The 18501-nt window shown below is 54.8% G+C and carries 18 protein-coding genes; 17 read left to right on the plus strand and 1 reads right to left on the minus strand.

Features of this window, described 5'->3' with window-relative positions:
* The first annotated feature begins 94 nt into the window (after positions 1-94).
* The 8 genes from Q3H59_RS14565 to Q3H59_RS14600 all read left to right on the plus strand — a co-directional run bounded on the left by Q3H59_RS14565 (position 95) and on the right by Q3H59_RS14600 (position 7769).
* Positions 95-1168 carry a PhoH family protein gene (locus tag Q3H59_RS14565; RefSeq protein WP_101763243.1) on the plus strand — a complete coding sequence of 358 codons (1074 nt, stop codon included), beginning with the start codon at positions 95-97 and terminating at the stop codon, positions 1166-1168.
* Positions 1165-1638: an rRNA maturation RNase YbeY gene (ybeY, locus tag Q3H59_RS14570; protein ID WP_008103651.1), complete on the plus strand. Its 474-nt coding sequence runs from the start codon at positions 1165-1167 to the stop codon at positions 1636-1638. The genes Q3H59_RS14565 and ybeY overlap by 4 nt, the downstream gene beginning before the upstream one ends.
* A gap of 82 nt (positions 1639-1720) precedes the next feature.
* Positions 1721-2602, plus strand: a complete 882-nt coding sequence (gene corC, locus Q3H59_RS14575) for a CNNM family magnesium/cobalt transport protein CorC (RefSeq protein WP_101763244.1) — start codon at positions 1721-1723, stop codon at positions 2600-2602.
* 4 nt (positions 2603-2606) lie between these two features.
* Entirely contained in the window at positions 2607-4133 is a 1527-nt protein-coding gene (gene lnt / locus Q3H59_RS14580) for an apolipoprotein N-acyltransferase (RefSeq protein ID WP_309835518.1), read from the plus strand.
* A 437-nt stretch (positions 4134-4570) separates the two neighbouring features.
* Positions 4571-5464, plus strand: a complete 894-nt coding sequence (locus Q3H59_RS14585) for a glutamate/aspartate ABC transporter substrate-binding protein (RefSeq protein ID WP_101763246.1) — start codon at positions 4571-4573, stop codon at positions 5462-5464.
* Positions 5465-5625: 161 nt separating this feature from the next.
* Positions 5626-6366: an amino acid ABC transporter permease gene (locus Q3H59_RS14590; protein WP_061717388.1), complete on the plus strand. Its 741-nt coding sequence runs from the start codon at positions 5626-5628 to the stop codon at positions 6364-6366.
* Positions 6366-7043: a glutamate/aspartate ABC transporter permease GltK gene (gene gltK / locus Q3H59_RS14595; RefSeq protein ID WP_101763247.1), complete on the plus strand. Its 678-nt coding sequence runs from the start codon at positions 6366-6368 to the stop codon at positions 7041-7043. Before Q3H59_RS14590 ends, gltK begins: the two co-directional genes overlap by 1 nt.
* A complete protein-coding gene (locus Q3H59_RS14600; protein WP_008103661.1) occupies positions 7044-7769 on the plus strand; it encodes an amino acid ABC transporter ATP-binding protein in 726 nt (241 codons plus the stop codon). It begins immediately after the preceding gene.
* An 84-nt stretch (positions 7770-7853) separates the two neighbouring features.
* Here the strand turns inward: Q3H59_RS14600 and Q3H59_RS14605 are convergent, their stop codons facing one another.
* Positions 7854-8336 carry a zinc ribbon-containing protein gene (locus Q3H59_RS14605; RefSeq protein WP_007890691.1) on the minus strand — a complete coding sequence of 161 codons (483 nt, stop codon included), beginning with the start codon at positions 8334-8336 and terminating at the stop codon, positions 7854-7856.
* A gap of 222 nt (positions 8337-8558) precedes the next feature.
* On the opposite strand from Q3H59_RS14605, the gene leuS reads away from it, so the two are divergent.
* From leuS to rlpA, 9 genes are all read left to right on the plus strand, one after another.
* Entirely contained in the window at positions 8559-11141 is a 2583-nt protein-coding gene (gene leuS / locus Q3H59_RS14610) for a leucine--tRNA ligase (RefSeq protein ID WP_137385363.1), read from the plus strand.
* Positions 11142-11155: 14 nt separating this feature from the next.
* Complete coding sequence (gene lptE, locus Q3H59_RS14615) at positions 11156-11755, plus strand: LPS assembly lipoprotein LptE (protein WP_110865718.1); 600 nt, start codon at positions 11156-11158, stop codon at positions 11753-11755.
* Complete coding sequence (holA, locus tag Q3H59_RS14620) at positions 11752-12783, plus strand: DNA polymerase III subunit delta (RefSeq protein WP_110865717.1); 1032 nt, start codon at positions 11752-11754, stop codon at positions 12781-12783. The genes lptE and holA overlap by 4 nt, the downstream gene beginning before the upstream one ends.
* A complete protein-coding gene (nadD, locus tag Q3H59_RS14625; protein WP_192414165.1) occupies positions 12776-13420 on the plus strand; it encodes a nicotinate-nucleotide adenylyltransferase in 645 nt (214 codons plus the stop codon). Before holA ends, nadD begins: the two co-directional genes overlap by 8 nt.
* A 91-nt stretch (positions 13421-13511) precedes the next feature.
* Positions 13512-13829 (plus strand): ribosome silencing factor, encoded by a 318-nt coding sequence (gene rsfS / locus Q3H59_RS14630; RefSeq protein WP_008103673.1) that lies wholly within the window; start codon positions 13512-13514, stop codon positions 13827-13829.
* A 3-nt stretch (positions 13830-13832) separates the two neighbouring features.
* Positions 13833-14303, plus strand: coding sequence for a 23S rRNA (pseudouridine(1915)-N(3))-methyltransferase RlmH (gene rlmH, locus Q3H59_RS14635; protein WP_008103678.1), 471 nt, complete (start codon positions 13833-13835; stop codon positions 14301-14303).
* Between the two features lie 33 nt (positions 14304-14336).
* On the plus strand, positions 14337-16241 hold the full coding sequence (gene mrdA / locus Q3H59_RS14640; RefSeq protein WP_101763251.1) for a peptidoglycan DD-transpeptidase MrdA: 1905 nt from the start codon (positions 14337-14339) through the stop codon (positions 16239-16241).
* Between the two features lie 8 nt (positions 16242-16249).
* Complete coding sequence (gene mrdB, locus Q3H59_RS14645) at positions 16250-17362, plus strand: peptidoglycan glycosyltransferase MrdB (RefSeq protein WP_101763316.1); 1113 nt, start codon at positions 16250-16252, stop codon at positions 17360-17362.
* A 10-nt stretch (positions 17363-17372) separates the two neighbouring features.
* Positions 17373-18467 carry an endolytic peptidoglycan transglycosylase RlpA gene (rlpA, locus tag Q3H59_RS14650; protein WP_309835532.1) on the plus strand — a complete coding sequence of 365 codons (1095 nt, stop codon included), beginning with the start codon at positions 17373-17375 and terminating at the stop codon, positions 18465-18467.
* The last annotated feature ends 34 nt before the right edge of the window (positions 18468-18501 follow it).

Consider the following 18501-nt stretch of genomic DNA (forward strand, 5'->3'; position numbering starts at 1 on the left):
AGCGCCATAAATAATTTCATAAAGATGTGGAGAGATTGCTCTTCGACATCCGGCACACCTTTTCAACTGGCCCTGAGTGACCTTAAGGATTCATTTGAATATCGAAACGCGTGAAATCGCCCTTGAACCGGCAGATAACCAACGACTGATGAGCTTGTGCGGTCCGATGGATGACAATGTGAAACAGCTGGAGCGCCGTTTGGGCCTTGAAATCAAACGCCGTGACAACCAATTCACGCTTACCGGCCGCTCGCTCTGTGTGGACGCTGCCGTCAATATCCTGCGCACGCTGTATGTTGATACCGCCCCAATGCGCGGTCAGATCAAAGATATCGAACCGGACCAGATTCACCTGGCAATCAAAGAGAGCGGCGTTCTGGAACAGAGCGCTGAGAGCGTGCCGGAATTCGGCAAAGCGGTGAACATCAAAACCAAGCGTGGCGTAATCAAACCGCGTACGCCTAACCAGGCGCAATACATCGCCAATATCTTCTCGCACGACATTACCTTTGGTATCGGCCCGGCCGGTACCGGTAAAACCTATCTGGCGGTCGCTGCCGCAGTGGATGCGCTGGAGCGTCAGGAGATTCGCCGTATTCTGCTGACGCGTCCGGCGGTTGAAGCGGGTGAGAAACTCGGCTTCCTGCCCGGCGATCTCAGCCAGAAGGTCGATCCCTACCTGCGCCCGCTGTACGACGCGCTGTTCGAAATGCTCGGCTTTGAGCGCGTAGAGAAACTGATTGAGCGCAACGTGATTGAAGTGGCTCCGCTGGCCTACATGCGCGGACGCACGCTGAACGACGCCTTTGTGATTCTCGATGAGAGCCAGAACACCACTATCGAACAGATGAAGATGTTCCTGACGCGTATCGGCTTTAATTCCAAAGCGGTCATTACCGGCGATATCACGCAGATTGACTTGCCGCGCAGCACCAAATCCGGCCTGCGCCACGCCATTGAAGTGCTGGCAGAAGTCGATGAGATTAGCTTTAACTTTTTCCACAGCGAAGACGTGGTGCGTCATCCGGTTGTCGCGCGCATCGTGAATGCTTATGAAGCCTGGGAAACCGCCGACCAGAAACGCCGTGATCAACAGGCAGAAGAGCGCAAACGCGAAGCTATCGCGGCTCAGCTTGCCAGCCAAACAAGCCCGCAGGAGCGTTCATGAGCGCGGTGATTCTTGATTTACAACTGGCCTGCGCCGATGAAAACCATCTGCCAGCGGAGAGTGATTTTCAACGCTGGCTGGAAGCGGCGGTAACGCCGTTTCAACCGGAAAGCGAAGTCACGATTCGTCTGGTGGATGAAGCCGAGAGTAATGAGCTTAATCTGACTTATCGCGGAAAAGATAAGCCGACCAACGTGCTGTCATTCCCGTTTGAAGCACCGCCGGGAATTGAACTGCCACTGCTCGGCGATCTGATTATTTGCCGTCAGGTTGTCGAGCAAGAGGCTGCTGAACAAGGCAAAACCGTCGAAGCCCACTGGGCGCATATGGTGGTGCACGGTACGCTGCATCTGCTGGGTTACGACCATATCGAAGATGAAGAAGCCGAAGAGATGGAGGCGCTGGAGACCGAGATAATGCTTGCTCTTGGTTATCCTGATCCGTACATTTCGGAGAAAGAAGACGCCTGAGCCGCTGGTTCAGGTTATTGCGCTGCTGGCGCGGATGCCAGCAGCCCCAATCCCTCATTAGAGAGAACGAAATAAAAACGCCATGAGCGACGACCATTCTCAAAACAGCGACGCACCCAGTAGTAAAAAGGGATTTTTCTCCCTGTTAATCAACCAACTGTTTCACGGTGAACCCAAAAACCGTGATGAACTGCTGGGGTTAATCCGCGATTCTGAGCAAAAAGAGCTGATTGATCAGGACACCCGCGACATGCTCGAAGGGGTGCTGGACATTGCCGAACAGCGCGTGCGCGACATCATGATCCCTCGCTCGCAAATGATCACCCTGAAACGCAACCAAACGCTGGAAGAGTGCCTTGCGGTGATTATTGAATCCGCCCACTCACGCTTCCCGGTGATCAGCGAAGACAAAGACCACGTCGAAGGCATTTTGATGGCCAAAGACCTGCTGCCGTTTATGGCCAGCGCGTCTGAGCCGTTCAGTATGGAAAAAGTGCTGCGCACCGCCGTGGTGGTTCCTGAAAGCAAGCGCGTCGATCGCATGCTGAAGGAGTTCCGCTCGCAGCGTTATCACATGGCGATTGTCATTGATGAATTTGGTGGCGTCTCTGGTCTGGTGACCATTGAAGATATTCTTGAGCTGATTGTTGGCGAAATTGAAGATGAGTATGACGATGAAGAAGATCGTGATATCCGCCAGCTCAATCGTTACACCTACACCATGCGCGCCTTAACGCCAATTGAAGATTTTAATGAGGTCTTTGGCACCGATTTCAGCGATGACGAAGTCGATACCATTGGCGGATTGGTCATGCAGGGATTCGGCCACCTTCCCGCTCGCGGCGAAAGTATTGTCATTGATGGCTATCAGTTCAAAGTCGCCATGGCTGACAGCCGCCGTATCATCCAGGTGCATGTAAAAATTCCGGAAGACTCACCACAACCGCAACTGGAAGACGAATAACGTTATGGCTTTAGCCTCTCTTTACTCGCAGCAGCGGGTTCGCCTGCTGCTGGCGTTAGTTACGGGTGCCATTGGCACCCTTTCCTTTTCCCCCTACGATTTCTGGCCTGCGGCGATAATTTCGCTGTTTGGTCTGCAACTGTTGCTGCTGGAACGTCGCACTGCGCAGGCTGCGGCAATCGGCTTCGTTTGGGGCTTTGGACTGTTTGGCAGCGGCATCAATTGGGTTTACGTCAGCATCGCCACCTTTGGCGGCATGCCCGGCCCGGTAAACATCTTGCTGGTGATTCTGCTGGCGGCTTATCTGTCGCTCTATCCGATGCTGTTTGCCATCCTGCTCAACCGTTTCTGGCCGCGCGCCACGCTGTGGCGTTTGGCTTTAGCGGCACCCGCGCTGTGGCAGATTAGCGAATTCCTGCGCGGTTGGGTGCTCACCGGCTTTCCGTGGCTGCAGTTTGGCTACAGCCAGATTGACGGTCCGCTAAAAGGCCTCGCGCCGCTCGCAGGCGTTGAAACCATTACCTTCCTGTTGATGGTGATCGCCGGCTTGCTGGTGCACGCGCTGCATCATCGTACCGTGAAAAGCTTGATAGCCGCCGCGCTCCTGCTGTTACTGCCGTGGCCGCTGCGCATGATGCAGTGGTATCAGCCGCTGCCGGAACGCAGCGTTGATGTTGCGATGGTGCAAGGCAATATTCCGCAGTCGATGAAGTGGGATCCGCAGCAACTGCTGAACACGCTGCGCGTTTACACCTCCTATAGCCAGCCTTTTATCGGCAAAGCACCGATCATTATCTGGCCCGAATCAGCGATTACCGATCTGGAAAGCAACCAGCAGCCGTTCCTGCGGGCGCTGGATGCTGACCTGCGCGCGCGCGGCAGCTCACTGATTACCGGTATCGTGGATTCTCGCGTGGAAGGCGATAATCGCTATCACGACTATAACTCGGTAATTGTGCTGGGTGGCGAGCAGCCTTACAGCTATCAAAGCCAGAACCGCTATCAGAAGAATCATCTGGTGCCATTTGGTGAGTTTGTGCCGCTGGAAGCGTTGCTGCGTCCGCTGGCGCCGTTCTTCGATTTGCCGATGTCCTCCTTCAGCCGTGGCGCCTATGTCCAGCCGCAGCTGAAAGTGTCGGGTTATAACCTGACCAGCGCTATCTGCTATGAGATCGTGCTGGGCGAACAAGTGCGCGCCAACTTCCGTCCCGATACCAACTTCCTGCTGACCGTCTCCAACGATGCCTGGTTCGGTCACTCCATCGGACCGTGGCAGCATTTCCAGATGGCGCGCATGCGTGCGCTGGAGCTGGGACGTCCGTTACTGCGCTCCACCAATAACGGTGTTACCGCAGTAGTGAATGCCAATGGTGAGGTGGAGAAAGCGTTGCCGCAGTTCACACGCAATGTGCTGGAAGCCAAAGTCACGCCAACCAAGGGTGAAACGCCGTATGCGAAAGCGGGCATCTGGCCAGTGTGGCTAGTGACGTTGATTAGCATTGTGTTGGCCATTCTGCGCCGTCGCCATTAGTTCAGGCAGCTATGCAAACAGGCGAAGTGAATACTTCGCCTTTTTTATGCGCTGTTTTCTCTTCCTTCCGTGGTGCTTTCCCCGATTCTCTGCTGGCTTTTTACACTTCTTCATCGTGCTGGCACGATCATTGCTATTTATTTCAGTGATTTTCGCAAACATCGGCTTTTGTCAGCGTAGTGCAACCTTTACGCGCTAATTTATGGCAATGATGCGCACTCTATTAGCGCATCGGGGAATTTTTGCCTTTTATTGGTGCGGAGCGGCTCGCAAAAAAGAAACTTTTTTGTTTCATTGCGTTAACAATTCGCTATGTTAATCACTATCCTGCGTGCGGTTGCGCTATGGGATAACAAAAAAAGCAGCACGAAATACACACAATATCACAATCTGCGCAGTTTATGTTCTGCGCGACATCCATACGAAGGAGTTGGAACATGCAGATACGCAAAGTGGCATTATCTCTTTTGCTGTTGGGAGCAGCAGCGGGAGCGGCCCAGGCGGAAGATCTCACCGGTACCCTGAAAAAAATCAATGATAGCGGCGTGATCGTCGTTGGGCATCGTGAATCATCAGTTCCCTTTTCTTACTATGACAACCAGCAAAAAGTGGTTGGCTATTCACAGGATTATTCAAACGCCATCATCGCGGCTATTAAAGCCAAACTGAATAAGCCTGATTTGCAGATCAAAATGCTGCCGATTACTTCGCAGAACCGTATTCCTCTGTTGCAGAACGGAACTTACGATTTTGAGTGCGGTTCTACCACCAACAACCTGGAGCGTCAGAAGCAAGCGGCATTCTCTGACACCGTGTTCATCATCGGTACGCGTCTGCTGGTGAAAAAAGGCGGCGACATCAAAGATTTCCCTGATCTGAAGGGTAAAACCGTTGTCGTGACCTCCGGTACCACTTCAGAAGTTCTGCTGCACAAACTGAACGACGAGCAAAAAATGGATATGCGCATCATCAGCGCGAAAGACCATGGCGATTCTTTCCGTACGCTGGAAACCGGTCGTGCTGTGGCCTTCATGATGGATGACGCGCTGCTGGCAGGTGAACGTGCCAAAGCCAAGAAGCCAGACAACTGGGACATCGTGGGTACACCGCAGTCGAAAGAAGCTTACGGCTGCATGCTGCGTAATCAGGATCCACAGTTCAAACAGCTGATGGATGAAACCATTGCTAAAGCGCAAACCTCTGGCGAAGCCTCAAAATGGTTTGAAACCTGGTTCAAAAAACCGATTCCACCGAAGAATCTGAACCTAAACTTCGAACTCTCAAGCGATATGCAGGCCCTGTTCAAAGCACCGAACGACAAAGCACTCTGAATTAACAACGACAACAAGGGCAGCCCCGCTGCCCTCTCGATTGCTGAACATGCGGTGCGGACAGACAGACTGTAACAGGCCGTTCCCCTGAAGCAGGATGCAAGACACCGCTCAACAATCTTATGGGTAGCCTCGCTACCCTTTTTTTACCGGAGCTCGTTATGGGTATCGATTGGAACTGGGGCATTTTTCTTGAACAGGCCCCGTTCGGCAATACGACTTACCTCGGCTGGCTGTGGTCCGGTTTTCAGGTCACCATTGCGGTGTCCTGCTGCGCCTGGATTATCGCCTTCCTGGTAGGTTCCTTATTTGGCATTCTGCGTACCGTGCCCAACCGCCTGTTGGCGGCAATTGGCACCTGCTACGTGGAGCTATTCCGTAATATCCCGCTGATTGTGCAGTTCTTCTTCTGGTATCTGGTTGCGCCAGAACTGGTGGGCGAAAAGCTGGGCATGTGGTTTAAGTCGGAATTGGATCCCAATATTCAGTTCTTCGTCTCCTCGACGATTTGCCTTGGTTTGTTCACCGCAGCGCGCGTCTGTGAACAGGTACGCGCGGCGATTCAGTCGCTGCCACGCGGTCAGAAAAATGCCGGCCTGGCGATGGGCCTGACGCTGCCGCAAACCTATCGCTATGTGCTGCTGCCGAATGCCTATCGCGTGATTGTGCCGCCGATGACGTCGGAAATGCTTAATCTGGTGAAGAACTCGGCGATCGCCTCAACCATCGGACTGGTGGATATGGCGGCGCAGGCCGGCAAGCTGCTGGATTACTCCGCGCATGCCTATGAATCCTTTACCGCCATCACTCTGGCGTACGTCGGCATTAACCTGGTCATCATGCTGATTATGAGTGTGGTAGAACGCAAAATTCGCCTGCCTGGCAATATGGGAGGCAAATAATGTACGAGTTTGACTGGAGTTCAATTGTTCCCAGCCTGCCTTACTTGTGGAATGGGTTGATCATTACCTTCAAGATCACCGCGATTGCCGTGGTGTTTGGCATTATCTGGGGCACGATTTTGGCGGTGATGCGCTTGTCGCCGATTGCGCCGATACGCTGGTTTGCCAAGCTGTACGTCAACCTGTTCCGCTCCGTACCCTTGGTGATGGTGCTGCTGTGGTTCTATTTGGTGGTGCCCGCCTTCCTGCAACAGGTGCTGGGCTTATCGCCTAAATCAGATATCCGCCTGATTTCTGCCATGGTGGCATTTGCGCTCTTTGAGGCCGCGTACTACTCGGAAATCATCCGCGCCGGTATTCAGAGCATCTCACGCGGGCAGTCCAATGCCGCGCTGGCGCTCGGCATGACGCACTGGCAATCGATGAAACTGATCGTATTGCCGCAGGCGTTCCGCGCCATGGTGCCGCTGCTGCTGACGCAGGGCATCGTGCTGTTCCAGGATACGTCGCTGGTGTATGTACTGAGCCTGGCCGATTTCTTCCGCACCGCTTCAACCATAGGTGAGCGTGACGGAACCCAGGTTGAAATGATTTTGTTTGCTGGTCTGGTCTACTTTGTGATCAGCCTGAGCGCTTCGCTGTTGGTTACCTATCTGAAAAGAAAGAGGACGGTTTAAATGATTAGCCTGAAAAATGTTTCAAAGTGGTATGGGCACTTTCAGGTGCTGACCGACTGCTCCACCGAAGTGAAAAAAGGTGAAGTGGTAGTGGTCTGCGGTCCGTCTGGCTCAGGTAAATCAACGCTGATTAAAACCGTGAACGGCCTGGAGCCGATTCAAAAGGGCAGCATTCAGGTGACCGGCACCGAAGTGAACAACAAAAAAACCAACCTCGCTCAATTGCGTAGCAAAGTGGGCATGGTGTTCCAGCATTTCGAGCTGTTCCCTCATCTCAGCATCATCGAGAACCTGACGCTGGCGCAGGTCAAAGTGCTGAAGCGTGATAAAGCGGCCTCACGTGAGAAAGCGCAGGGCTTGCTAAAACGCGTTGGGCTCTCTGCGCACGCGGATAAGTTTCCCGGCCAGCTTTCCGGCGGCCAGCAGCAGCGCGTGGCAATCGCGCGTGCGTTGTGCATGGATCCGGTGGCGATGCTGTTTGATGAGCCGACGTCAGCGCTTGATCCTGAAATGATCAACGAAGTGTTGGACGTGATGGTTGAGCTGGCGAATGAAGGCATGACCATGATGGTGGTGACGCATGAAATGGGCTTTGCGCGCAAAGTCGCTAACCGCGTGATCTTTATGGATGAAGGGAAAATTATCGAAGACACCAATAAGGATGACTTCTTTAACAATCCGCAATCCGATCGTGCGAAAGACTTCCTGGCGAAGATCCTGCACTGATTAGCGCAATAAATTGCGCCGCTACGATAAGTGCTCGTACCCGTAGCGGCGCGATTCATCGCGCGGGGTTATTCATTCATAAAATCAGGGTTCAAACGGCTGGCGCTGGAACTGATCGTGCCCGCACTCCGGGCAGCGCGTTAAGCTCTCTGGCGTATAAATCGCCCGTGTGAAGCCGCACTTCTCACAGACTAAATTCCCCAGCCCCACCACTTCACCGCTCTGGTAGACGCCGTGATGGCGCAAATCCTGAAACACTTCACGCCACTCGAGCTGACTTTTATCGGTGATATCCGCCAGCTCTTTCCACAGGCTTTCACGAATCACGCGCAAAAACACTGAATCGCCGACCACATCAGAAGACTCCTGATAGCTCAGCGCAAACTCGTGTAAATCGCGCCGCACGGCGCGCATCACTTCATTGACCTCGGCGGGTGACAGCGTTTTTTTCGCCAGCAAACTTTGCCGCGCCTCGGCCACCAGCGCATCAACATCGCGCTCGCCATGATCCAATCGTTGGGATAATGCTTCAATCGTTGCACGGTATTCCTGCGCCACATTATTCATTTTATTCTCCTTTCCGCTGCGGATACTGCTGTTAAGTTTAGCGGTTTTGTCACAATTGCATCGGCAGCAACCTAAGAAATCACAAAAGGGTGAAAGCGGCGGCGCATTCGGCAGAAATCCGGCCGGCGAGGGCGTGAAAAGTTGTTGATGCGCAGCCTTATGGGTATGCTATGTGGATCTAAAAGTATGCTTAGCGATTTTCACAAAGGACCACAGGCAGCCATGCAAGAGCAATACCGCCCGGAAGAGATAGAATCCCGCGTCCAACAACACTGGGACGAAAACGAAACCTTTAAAGTGACCGAGCAGGAAGGCAAAGAGAAATATTATTGCCTTTCGATGCTGCCCTATCCTTCTGGCCGCCTGCACATGGGGCACGTGCGTAATTACACCATTGGCGATGTGATTGCACGTTACCAGCGTATGCTCGGCAAAAACGTTCTGCAGCCAATTGGCTGGGATGCGTTTGGTCTGCCAGCCGAAGGCGCTGCGGTGAAAAACAACACCGCGCCGGCGCCGTGGACGTACGACAATATCGCTTACATGAAGAACCAGCTGAAATTACTGGGTTTTGGCTATGACTGGAGCCGCGAACTGGCGACCTGCCAGCCAGAATACTATCGCTGGGAACAGTGGTTCTTTACTAAGCTATATGAAAAAGACATGGTCTATAAAAAGACCTCGGCGGTGAACTGGTGCCCTAACGATCAGACCGTGCTGGCCAACGAACAGGTTATCGACGGCTGCTGCTGGCGCTGTGATACCAAAGTTGAGCGCAAAGAGATCCCACAGTGGTTCGTCAAAATCACCGCCTATGCGGAAGAGCTGCTCAACGATCTCGATAAGCTGGAAGATTGGCCGGAGCAGGTCAAAACCATGCAGCGCAACTGGATTGGCCGCTCTGAAGGCGTGGAAATCACCTTTGACGTTGCCAACAGCGCTGAGAAGCTGACCGTTTACACCACCCGTCCAGACACCTTTATGGGTGCAACCTATGTGGCGGTTGCCGCAGGTCACCCACTGGCGCAGCAAGCAGCTGCCACTAATCCTGCGCTGGCTGAATTTATCGACGAATGCCGTACCACCAAAGTCGCCGAAGCCGATATGGCAACGATGGAGAAGAAAGGCGTGGCCACCGGCCTGTTCGCTATCCATCCGCTGACCGGTGAAGAAATTCCGGTGTGGGTCGCTAACTTCGTGCTGATGGAATACGGCACCGGCGCGGTAATGGCTGTTCCAGGCCACGATCAGCGTGACTGGGAGTTCGCTACCAAGTACAACCTGAACATTAAGCCGGTGATCCTGAATCTCGACGGTTCTGAACCGGACCTGAGTGCTGCCGCGATGACCGAAAAAGGCGCGCTGTTCAACTCGGGTGAATACAACGGTCTGGATCATCAGGCGGGCTTTAACGCCATCGCCGATGCGCTGGCTGCCAAAGGCGTGGGCGTGCGTAAAGTCAATTACCGTCTGCGCGACTGGGGCGTTTCCCGTCAACGTTACTGGGGCGCGCCAATTCCAATGGTGACGTTGGAAGATGGCACCGTGATGCCAACGCCAGAAGATCAGTTGCCGGTCATCCTGCCAGAAGACGTGGTGATGGATGGTATCACCAGCCCAATCAAAGCCGATCCTGAGTGGGCCAAAACCACCGTTAATGGCCAGCCTGCGCTGCGTGAAACCGACACCTTTGACACCTTTATGGAGTCATCCTGGTATTACGCGCGTTATACCTGCGCCAACTATCATGAAGGCATGCTGGATCCGGCGGCGGCGAACTACTGGCTACCGGTCGATCAGTATGTTGGCGGTATCGAACACGCCATCATGCACCTGATGTATTTCCGCTTCTATCACAAGCTGCTGCGTGATGCTGGCCTGGTGAACTCTGATGAGCCGGCCAAACGCCTGCTGTGTCAGGGCATGGTGCTGGCTGATGCGTTCTACTACCTCGGCGTGAACGGCGAGCGTAACTGGGTTTCTCCGGTTGACGTGACCGTAGAACGCGACGAGAAAGGCCGCATTATCAAAGCCACCGACAACGAAGGTCGTGAAGTGATTTACGCCGGCATGAGCAAAATGTCGAAGTCGAAAAACAACGGCATCGATCCCCAGCTGATGGTTGAGCGTTACGGTGCAGATACCGTTCGTCTGTTCATGATGTTTGCTTCGCCAGCAGAGATGACGCTGGAGTGGCAGGAATCGGGCGTTGAAGGTGCTAACCGCTTCCTGAAGCGCGTATGGAAACTGGCTTACGAGCACATTGCGAAAGGCGCGACCGTGGCGCTGGACGTCAATAACCTGAATGACGACCAGAAAGCGTTGCGTCGCGATCTGCACAAAACCATCGCCAAAGTGGCCGATGATGTGGGTCGTCGTCAGACGTTCAACACCGCCATCGCTGCCATTATGGAGCTGATGAACAAACTGATCCGTGCCCCGCAGGAGAGCGAGCAAGATCGCGCGCTGCTGCAGGAAGCGCTGGTCGCAGTGACGCGTCTGCTCTATCCATTCACTCCGCACGCCAGCTATGTATTGTGGCAAGCGCTGGGCGGCGAAGGCAGCATCGACGAAGCCAGCTGGCCGGTAGCCGATGAAGCGGCCATGGTGGAAGATTCGCTGCTGGTGGTAGTGCAGGTGAATGGCAAAGTGCGCGGCAAGATTACCGTTGCGCCGGATGCCACGCAGGAGCAGGTGCAGGCGCGTGCTGCGCAGGAGCATTTGGTGGCGAAATATCTGGATGGCGTCACCATTCGTAAAGTGATTTATGTCCCTGGCAAACTGCTTAACCTGGTCGTAGGTTAAGTTCAGGAGGAACTGTGCGACAACTGATTATCAGGCTGTTTGTCCTGCTTGCGGTAGTGATTACCGCAGGCTGTGGTTTCCACCCGCGCGGCACCACCTCGGTGCCGAGTGAGATGAAAACCCTTATCGTCCAGAGCGGCGATCCCTATGGCCCACTGGCGCGTGCCGTGCGCCAGCAGCTGCGCATCAACAATGTCACCATCATTGAAGACAGCAAAGCGGCCAGCGCCAAATACCCAACGCTGCGTCTGGGTGCTGAAGGCCAGGGACGCGATACCGCATCGGTGTTTATCAGCGGTACCACCGCGGAATACTCGCTGGTGATGACGGTCACCGCACAGGTTCTGCTGCCGGGTAAAGGTATCTACCCGATCAGCACCACCGTGTATCGTTCTTTCTTCGACAACCCGAACGCCGCACTGGCGAAGGATGCCGAGCAAGATATGATCGTGCAGGAGATGCGTCAGCGCGCGTCCGAGCAGTTAGTACGTAAACTGCTGACCGTGCATGCCGCGCAGGAAAGCAACAAAGATACTTTGCCGCAGCCTGAGACGATTGCACCGGGACAGAACTCACCGGAAGTGTCCTCTTCGTCAGCTACCAGTCTGCAATGATCAGGATTTATCCTGAACAACTGAGCGCGCAGCTTCGAGAGGGGCTGCGCGCCTGTTATTTTCTCACCGGTAATGAACCTCTGCTGATTCAGGAAAGCGCGGATGCAATCCGTGCTACCGCCAGCGCACAGGGATTTGAAGAGCACTTCAGCGTCACCATTGATGCGCAAACCGACTGGGATGCGATCTTCGTTAGCTGCCAATCGCTCAGCTTGTTTACCCAACGCCAAACCCTGACGCTGCAACTGCCCGAAAACGGCCCCAATGCCGCTATCGCCGAGCAGTTAGTGAAACTCTCCACGCTGCTGCACAGCGATATTTTGCTGGTGCTGCGCCTGGCGAAACTGACCAAAGCGCAGGAGAACAGCGCCTGGTTCAAAGCGCTGAGTACGCAGGCGGTAATGGTCCCATGCCAGACGCCTGAACAGGCACAGCTGCCGCGCTGGGTGGCGAGTCGCGCCAAAGCGATGAAACTCAGCGTAGATGATGCGGCGATCCAGCTGCTTTGCTACTGCTACGAAGGGAATCTGCTGGCGCTGTCGCAGGCGCTGGAACGCTTATCGCTGCTGTGGCCGGATGGCAAATTAACGCTGCCGCGTGTGGAAGCCGCCGTCAACGATGCCGCGCACTTTACCCCGTTCCATTGGGTGGATGCATTGCTGGCAGGGAAAAGTAAACGCGCCCTGCACATCCTGCATCAGCTGGAGAAAGAGGACAGCGAAGCGGTGATTCTACTGCGCACGCTGCAACGCGATTTACTCACGCTGCTGCACCTGCAGCGGAATCAGGCGAAACAAGCGCTGCGCACGCTGATGGATCAGCAACGTATCTGGCAAAACCGTCGCGCGCTGTTTACTGAAGCCTTGCAGCGCCTTGATGCACAGCGTTTACAGCGCGCGGTGCATTTGCTGGCAGAGCTGGAACTCAGCATGAAGCAGGATTACGGACAAAACCTGTGGCCGCAGCTGGAAACACTGTCGCTGCTGCTGTGTCACCGCGATTTCCCATTGAGCTTTACTGATGTCTAAACTCTACGCTCTGTTTGGCGGCACCTTCGATCCGATTCACTACGGCCATTTGCGCCCGGTAGAAGCGCTGGCACAGCAAGTGGGATTAAAAAAGGTCACGCTGCTGCCGAACAACGTGCCGCCGCATCGCCCGCAGCCGGAAGCCAGTGCACAACAGCGCGTTGAGATGCTGCGCTGTGCTATTGCCGATCGCCCGCTATTTGATATCGATACGCGTGAACTGGCGCGTGCAACGCCGTCCTGGACAGTTGCCACGCTGGAAGCACTGCGTGCGGAACGCGGCCCAGAACAGCCCCTCGGGTTTATCATTGGTCAGGATTCTCTGCTAACGTTAGCCAAATGGCATCGCTGGCAGGATCTATTGTCGCTGTGCCATTTGCTGGTGTGTAAGCGTCCAGGTTACGCCACGCAGATGGAGACGCCCGAGATGCAGCAGTGGCTTGATGAGCATCTGGCCGATGATGTGCAGCAGCTTCATCACTCGCCAGCAGGACACATCTGGCTGGCGGATACGCCGCTGTTCGACATTTCCGCCACCGAAATCCGTCAGCGCCGCCATGCAGGCATCTCCTGCGCGGATTTACTGCCAGATGCAGTGATCGGCTACATCGATAGCGTTGGCTTATATCGCAGCTAAAGGCAGCATGCTATACTGCGCCGCTTCATTTTCGGCTACCTTTCTCGCATCGTTAGCCCGTCCGTAATCACCTGTTTTTAAGGGGAACCTTTTGCAAGGTAAAGCACTCCAAGAGTTCGTTATTGATAAGATTGATGATCTCAAAGGCCAGGACATCATTGCTATTGATGTTCAGGGCAAATCCAGCATCACCGATTGCATGATCATTTGCACCGGCACTTCAACACGTCACGTCGCTTCTATCGCCGATCATGTGGTGCAGGAATCGCGCACTGCGGGCCTTAAGCCGCTGGGTGTAGACAGTAAAACCGCCTCCGATTGGGTGGTCGTTGACCTGGGTGACGTGATTGTGCACGTGATGGAAGCAGAGAGCCGCCAGCTGTACGAGCTGGAAAAACTCTGGAGCTAAGACGTGAAACTGCAGCTTGTGGCCGTCGGCACCAAAATGCCCGACTGGGTTCAGACCGGTTTCATGGAGTATCTGCGCCGCTTCCCGAAAGATATGCCGTTTGAACTGATCGAAGTAACTGCCGGCAAACGCGGCAAGAACGCTGACATCAAACGCATTCTGGAAAAAGAAGGTGAAGCGATGCTGGCCGCCGTGGGTAAAGGCAATCGTATTGTCACGCTGGATATTCCCGGACAGCCGTGGGAAACCCCACAGCTGGCGCAGCAGCTTGAACGCTGGAAACTGGATGGCCGCGATGTCAGCCTGTTAATCGGCGGTCCGGAAGGACTGGCGCCCGCGTGCAAAGCCGCTGCTGAACAAAGCTGGTCACTGTCAGCGCTCACGTTGCCACATCCGCTGGTGCGTGTGCTGGTAGCGGAAAGCCTGTATCGTGCGTGGAGCATCACCACGAATCATCCTTATCATCGTGAATAAACGCCTGACAACCCCAGACAATAAATGTAGCGGATGAAATTACAGAGCAACGCCTTTCGCGATTACACTGCCGAACAGAAACTTTTTGTCCGCCGAGCATTGGTGGCTTTTGTTGGCATTCTGCTGCTCTCCAGCATTCTGGTGGTCAACATGTACCACCTGCAAATTCTGCGCTTTGACGACTACAGCACCCGTTCAAATGAAAACCGCATTAAGCTGGTGCCGGTGGCACCGAGCCGCGGCATTATTTTCGATCGCACCGGCGTCCCGCTGGCAGTAAACCGCACGATTTATCAGGCCGAACTGATGCCGGAAAAGGTCGACAATCTGAAGCAGACCTTACAGGATCTGCGTCCGGTACTGGATCTGACCGACGACGATCTCGATGCGTTTGACAAAGAGCGCAAACGCTCGCGCCGCTTTACCTCGATTCCGGTCAAAATCGGTTTAAACGAAGTGCAAGTGGCGCGTTTCGCCGTCAATCAATACCGTTTTCCTGGCGTGGAAGTAAAAGGCTATCAGCGCCGCTACTATCCGTATGGCCAGACGCTGACGCACGTAGTGGGCTACGTCTCCAAAATCAACGATCGCGACGTTACACGCCTCGATCAGGAAGGCAAATGGCCGAACTATGCGGCTACGCATGATATCGGCAAGCTCGGCATCGAAAATTATTACGAAGATGTGCTGCACGGTAAAACCGGTTATGAAGAGGTTGAAGTTAACAACCGTGGCCGCGTCATTCGACAGCTGCACGAGCAATCTCCGCAGGCCGGACGCGATATCTACCTGACGGTTGACCTCAAACTGCAGCAGTACATCGAAACCTTGTTGACCGGCAGCCGCGCGGCAGTGGTGGTGAGCGATCCACGCACCGGCGAAATTCTTGCACTGGTTTCTACCCCCAGTTACGACCCGAACCTGTTTGTCGACGGTATCTCGAGCAAAGATTATAAAGCGCTATTAAGCGACGAAAATCGTCCGCTGTATAACCGTGCGCTGCAGGCCTCCTATCCCCCAGCGTCAACGGTGAAACCTTACGTTGCCGTGTCGGCGCTGAGCGCAGGCGTGATCAACCGCAATACCAGCCTATTCGATCCCGGCTGGTGGCAACTGCCCGGCTCGGAAAAGCGCTATCGTGACTGGAAAAAATGGGGCCACGGTCGCCTGAACGTCACTAAATCGCTGGAAGAATCGGCGGATACCTTCTTCTATCAGGTTGCCTACGATATGGGCATCGATCGCCTGTCAGAGTGGATGACCAAGTTTGGTTACGGCCATCGCACCGGCATTGATCTGCCGCAGGAGAGCGCGGGCAACATGCCCACGCGCGAATGGAAGCTGAAGCGCTTTAAGAAGCCGTGGTATCAAGGTGACACCATTCCGGTTGGTATCGGCCAGGGTTACTGGACCGCGACGCCCATTCAGATGAACAAAGCGATGATGATCCTGATCAATGACGGTGTGATCAAAGTGCCGCACTTACTGCGCGCCACGCGTGAAGGCCAGGTGATGGTGCCCTATCGCCAGGTTCCGGATGCACCGATTGGCGATATTCATTCAGGTTACTGGGAAATTGCCAAAGACGGCATGTATGGCGTAGCCAACCGCGCTAACGGTACCGCGCACAAGAGCTTTGCCGATGCGCCCTACAAAATCGCTGCCAAATCCGGTACCGCGCAGGTTTACGGACTGAAAGAAAATGAAGTCTATAACGCGCACAAGATTGCCGAACGTCTGCGTGACCATAAATTAATGACTGCCTATGCGCCTTACGATAAACCGCGCGTGGCCGTCACCATGATTCTGGAAAACGGCGGCGCAGGCCCGGCTGTCGGCACCGTTATGCGCCAGATTCTCGACCACATTATGTTAGGCGACAACAATACCGTGCTGCCAGAAGCCGCACCGACACCGCCCGGCTACGAAGGTGAATGACAATGTCCATGAACGATAGTCCGCAGAAAAGATCGATCTGGACGCGCATCCATATCGACCCCCTGTTTATGCTGATCATTCTCAGCTTGCTGACCTACAGCGCCATCGTCATCTGGAGCGCAAGCGGACAGGATCCAGGCATGACCGAGCGTAAGTTCGGGCAGATTGCCATGGGCATCATCGTTATGCTGGTGCTGGCGCAGGTGCCGCCGCGCGTCTATGAAAGCTGGGCGCCCTATCTCTATATTGTCTGCGTGATATTGCTGATAGCGGTGGACGCGTTTGGTCACATCAGTAAAGGCGCACAGCGCTGGCTCGATCTTGGTTTTGTGCGTTTTCAGCCCTCGGAGATTGCCAAGATTGCCGTGCCGCTGATGGTGGCGCGCTTTATTAACCGCGATGTCTGCCCGCCGACGCTGAAAAACACCGGCATCGCGTTGATTCTGATTTTCATGCCGACGCTGCTGGTGGCGGCACAACCCGATCTCGGCACCTCGATTCTGATCGCCGCTTCCGGCCTGTTTGTACTGTTCTTATCCGGCATGAGCTGGAAGCTGATTGGTATCGCGGTATTGCTGGTCGCCGCCTTTATCCCGATTTTGTGGTTCTTCCTGATGCACGATTACCAGCGCGCCCGCGTGATGATGCTGCTGGACCCGGAAAGCGATCCGCTCGGCGCCGGTTATCACATCATTCAGTCGAAGATTGCTATCGGTTCCGGTGGCCTGCGCGGCAAAGGCTGGCTGCACGGCACCCAATCGCAGCTGGAATTCCTGCCTGAACGCCATACCGACTTTATTTTTGCCGTTTTAGCGGAAGAACTTGGTCTGGTTGGCGTGTTGTTACTGCTGGTACTCTATTTGCTGCTGATCATGCGCGGACTGATTATCGCGGCGCGTGCGCAAACCACCTTTGGTCGCGTGATGGCGGGCGGTTTGATGCTGATTTTATTCGTTTATGTTTTCGTTAACATTGGCATGGTAAGTGGTATCTTACCGGTGGTTGGCGTACCGCTGCCGCTGGTGAGCTACGGCGGATCGGCATTGATTGTGTTAATGGCTGGATTTGGCATCGTGATGTCGATCCATACTCATCGAAAAATGTTATCTAAAAGCGTTTAAGAGGCTGCACATGCGTAAGGACTGGCTTGGGGTTGCACTGGCATCATTGGTACTGGCTGCCTGTTCCACACCGGAACAGCAGAATAATACTGCGCCACCGCAACCGGCCTATAACGGCCCGGTAGTGGAAATTCCTGGCGTGGAACCACGTTATGAACCGATCAATCCTTCCACCAGCCAGGATTACAGCGTCAACGGTAAAAACTACCGCGTGATCAAAGATCCTTCGAACTACAGCGAAGTGGGTTTAGCCACCTGGTACGGTGACGAAGCGCAGGGGAATCGCACCGCTATCGGTGAATCTTACGATCCGGAAGGCATGACCGCCGCGCATCCAACGCTGCCGCTGCCGAGCTATGTGCGTGTCACTAACCTCGCCAACGGCCGCCAAATTGTGGTACGCGTCAACGATCGTGGCCCTTACACGCCAGGCCGCATTATCGACTTGTCGCGTGCGGCGGGCGATCGCCTGAATATCTCTAACAACACCCGCGTGCGCGTTGATTACATTAAAGTGGCGCCGGATGGTTCCGTTTCCGGTCCCGGCACCATCGGTACCACCGTCGCCAAACAGAGTTATGCCCTGCCCGCGCGTCCCGATCTCGGCGGCGGCATGGTGATGATGGGCGGCAGCGCCAATGCTGCGCCAGCGCCTGCACCGCAGGATGTGCGCGCTGTCGATAACAGCACCTTGCAAAGCAGTGACAGCATGGGTGCGCCCGTCCAGAGCAGTGGTTTTCTCGGCGCACCACAGCCGTTAGCTACGGGCGTGCTGGAAGGCAACGAGCCGGTTGCCGCCCCAGCCCCAGCAACGTCTTCGGCGCCAGCCGCTGCCGCCGCACCAGCTACCAGCCAGAATGCCCATGCCGGCAGCGGTTATGTGGTTCAGGTTGGCGCGATTAACGATCCGGCGCGTGCACGTCAGTTGGCCGAAAGCCTGGGTAAACGCTTTGGCGTGCCGGGCGCGGTTGAAGCCAATGGCAACGTCTATCGCATTCAGTTAGGTGGCTATAAAAGCCGTGCCGAAGCCGCTGCCTTGCAGCAGCGTCTGAACACTGAAGCGCAAATGAGCTCATTTATTACCACTGCCCGTCCATCGATGTAACGGACAGTGACATTTCCTGCTGAAACTGATTTGC

It is taken from the genome of Pantoea sp. SORGH_AS_0659 (genome assembly GCF_031453915.1).
GTDB lineage: Bacteria > Pseudomonadota > Gammaproteobacteria > Enterobacterales > Enterobacteriaceae > Pantoea > Pantoea leporis.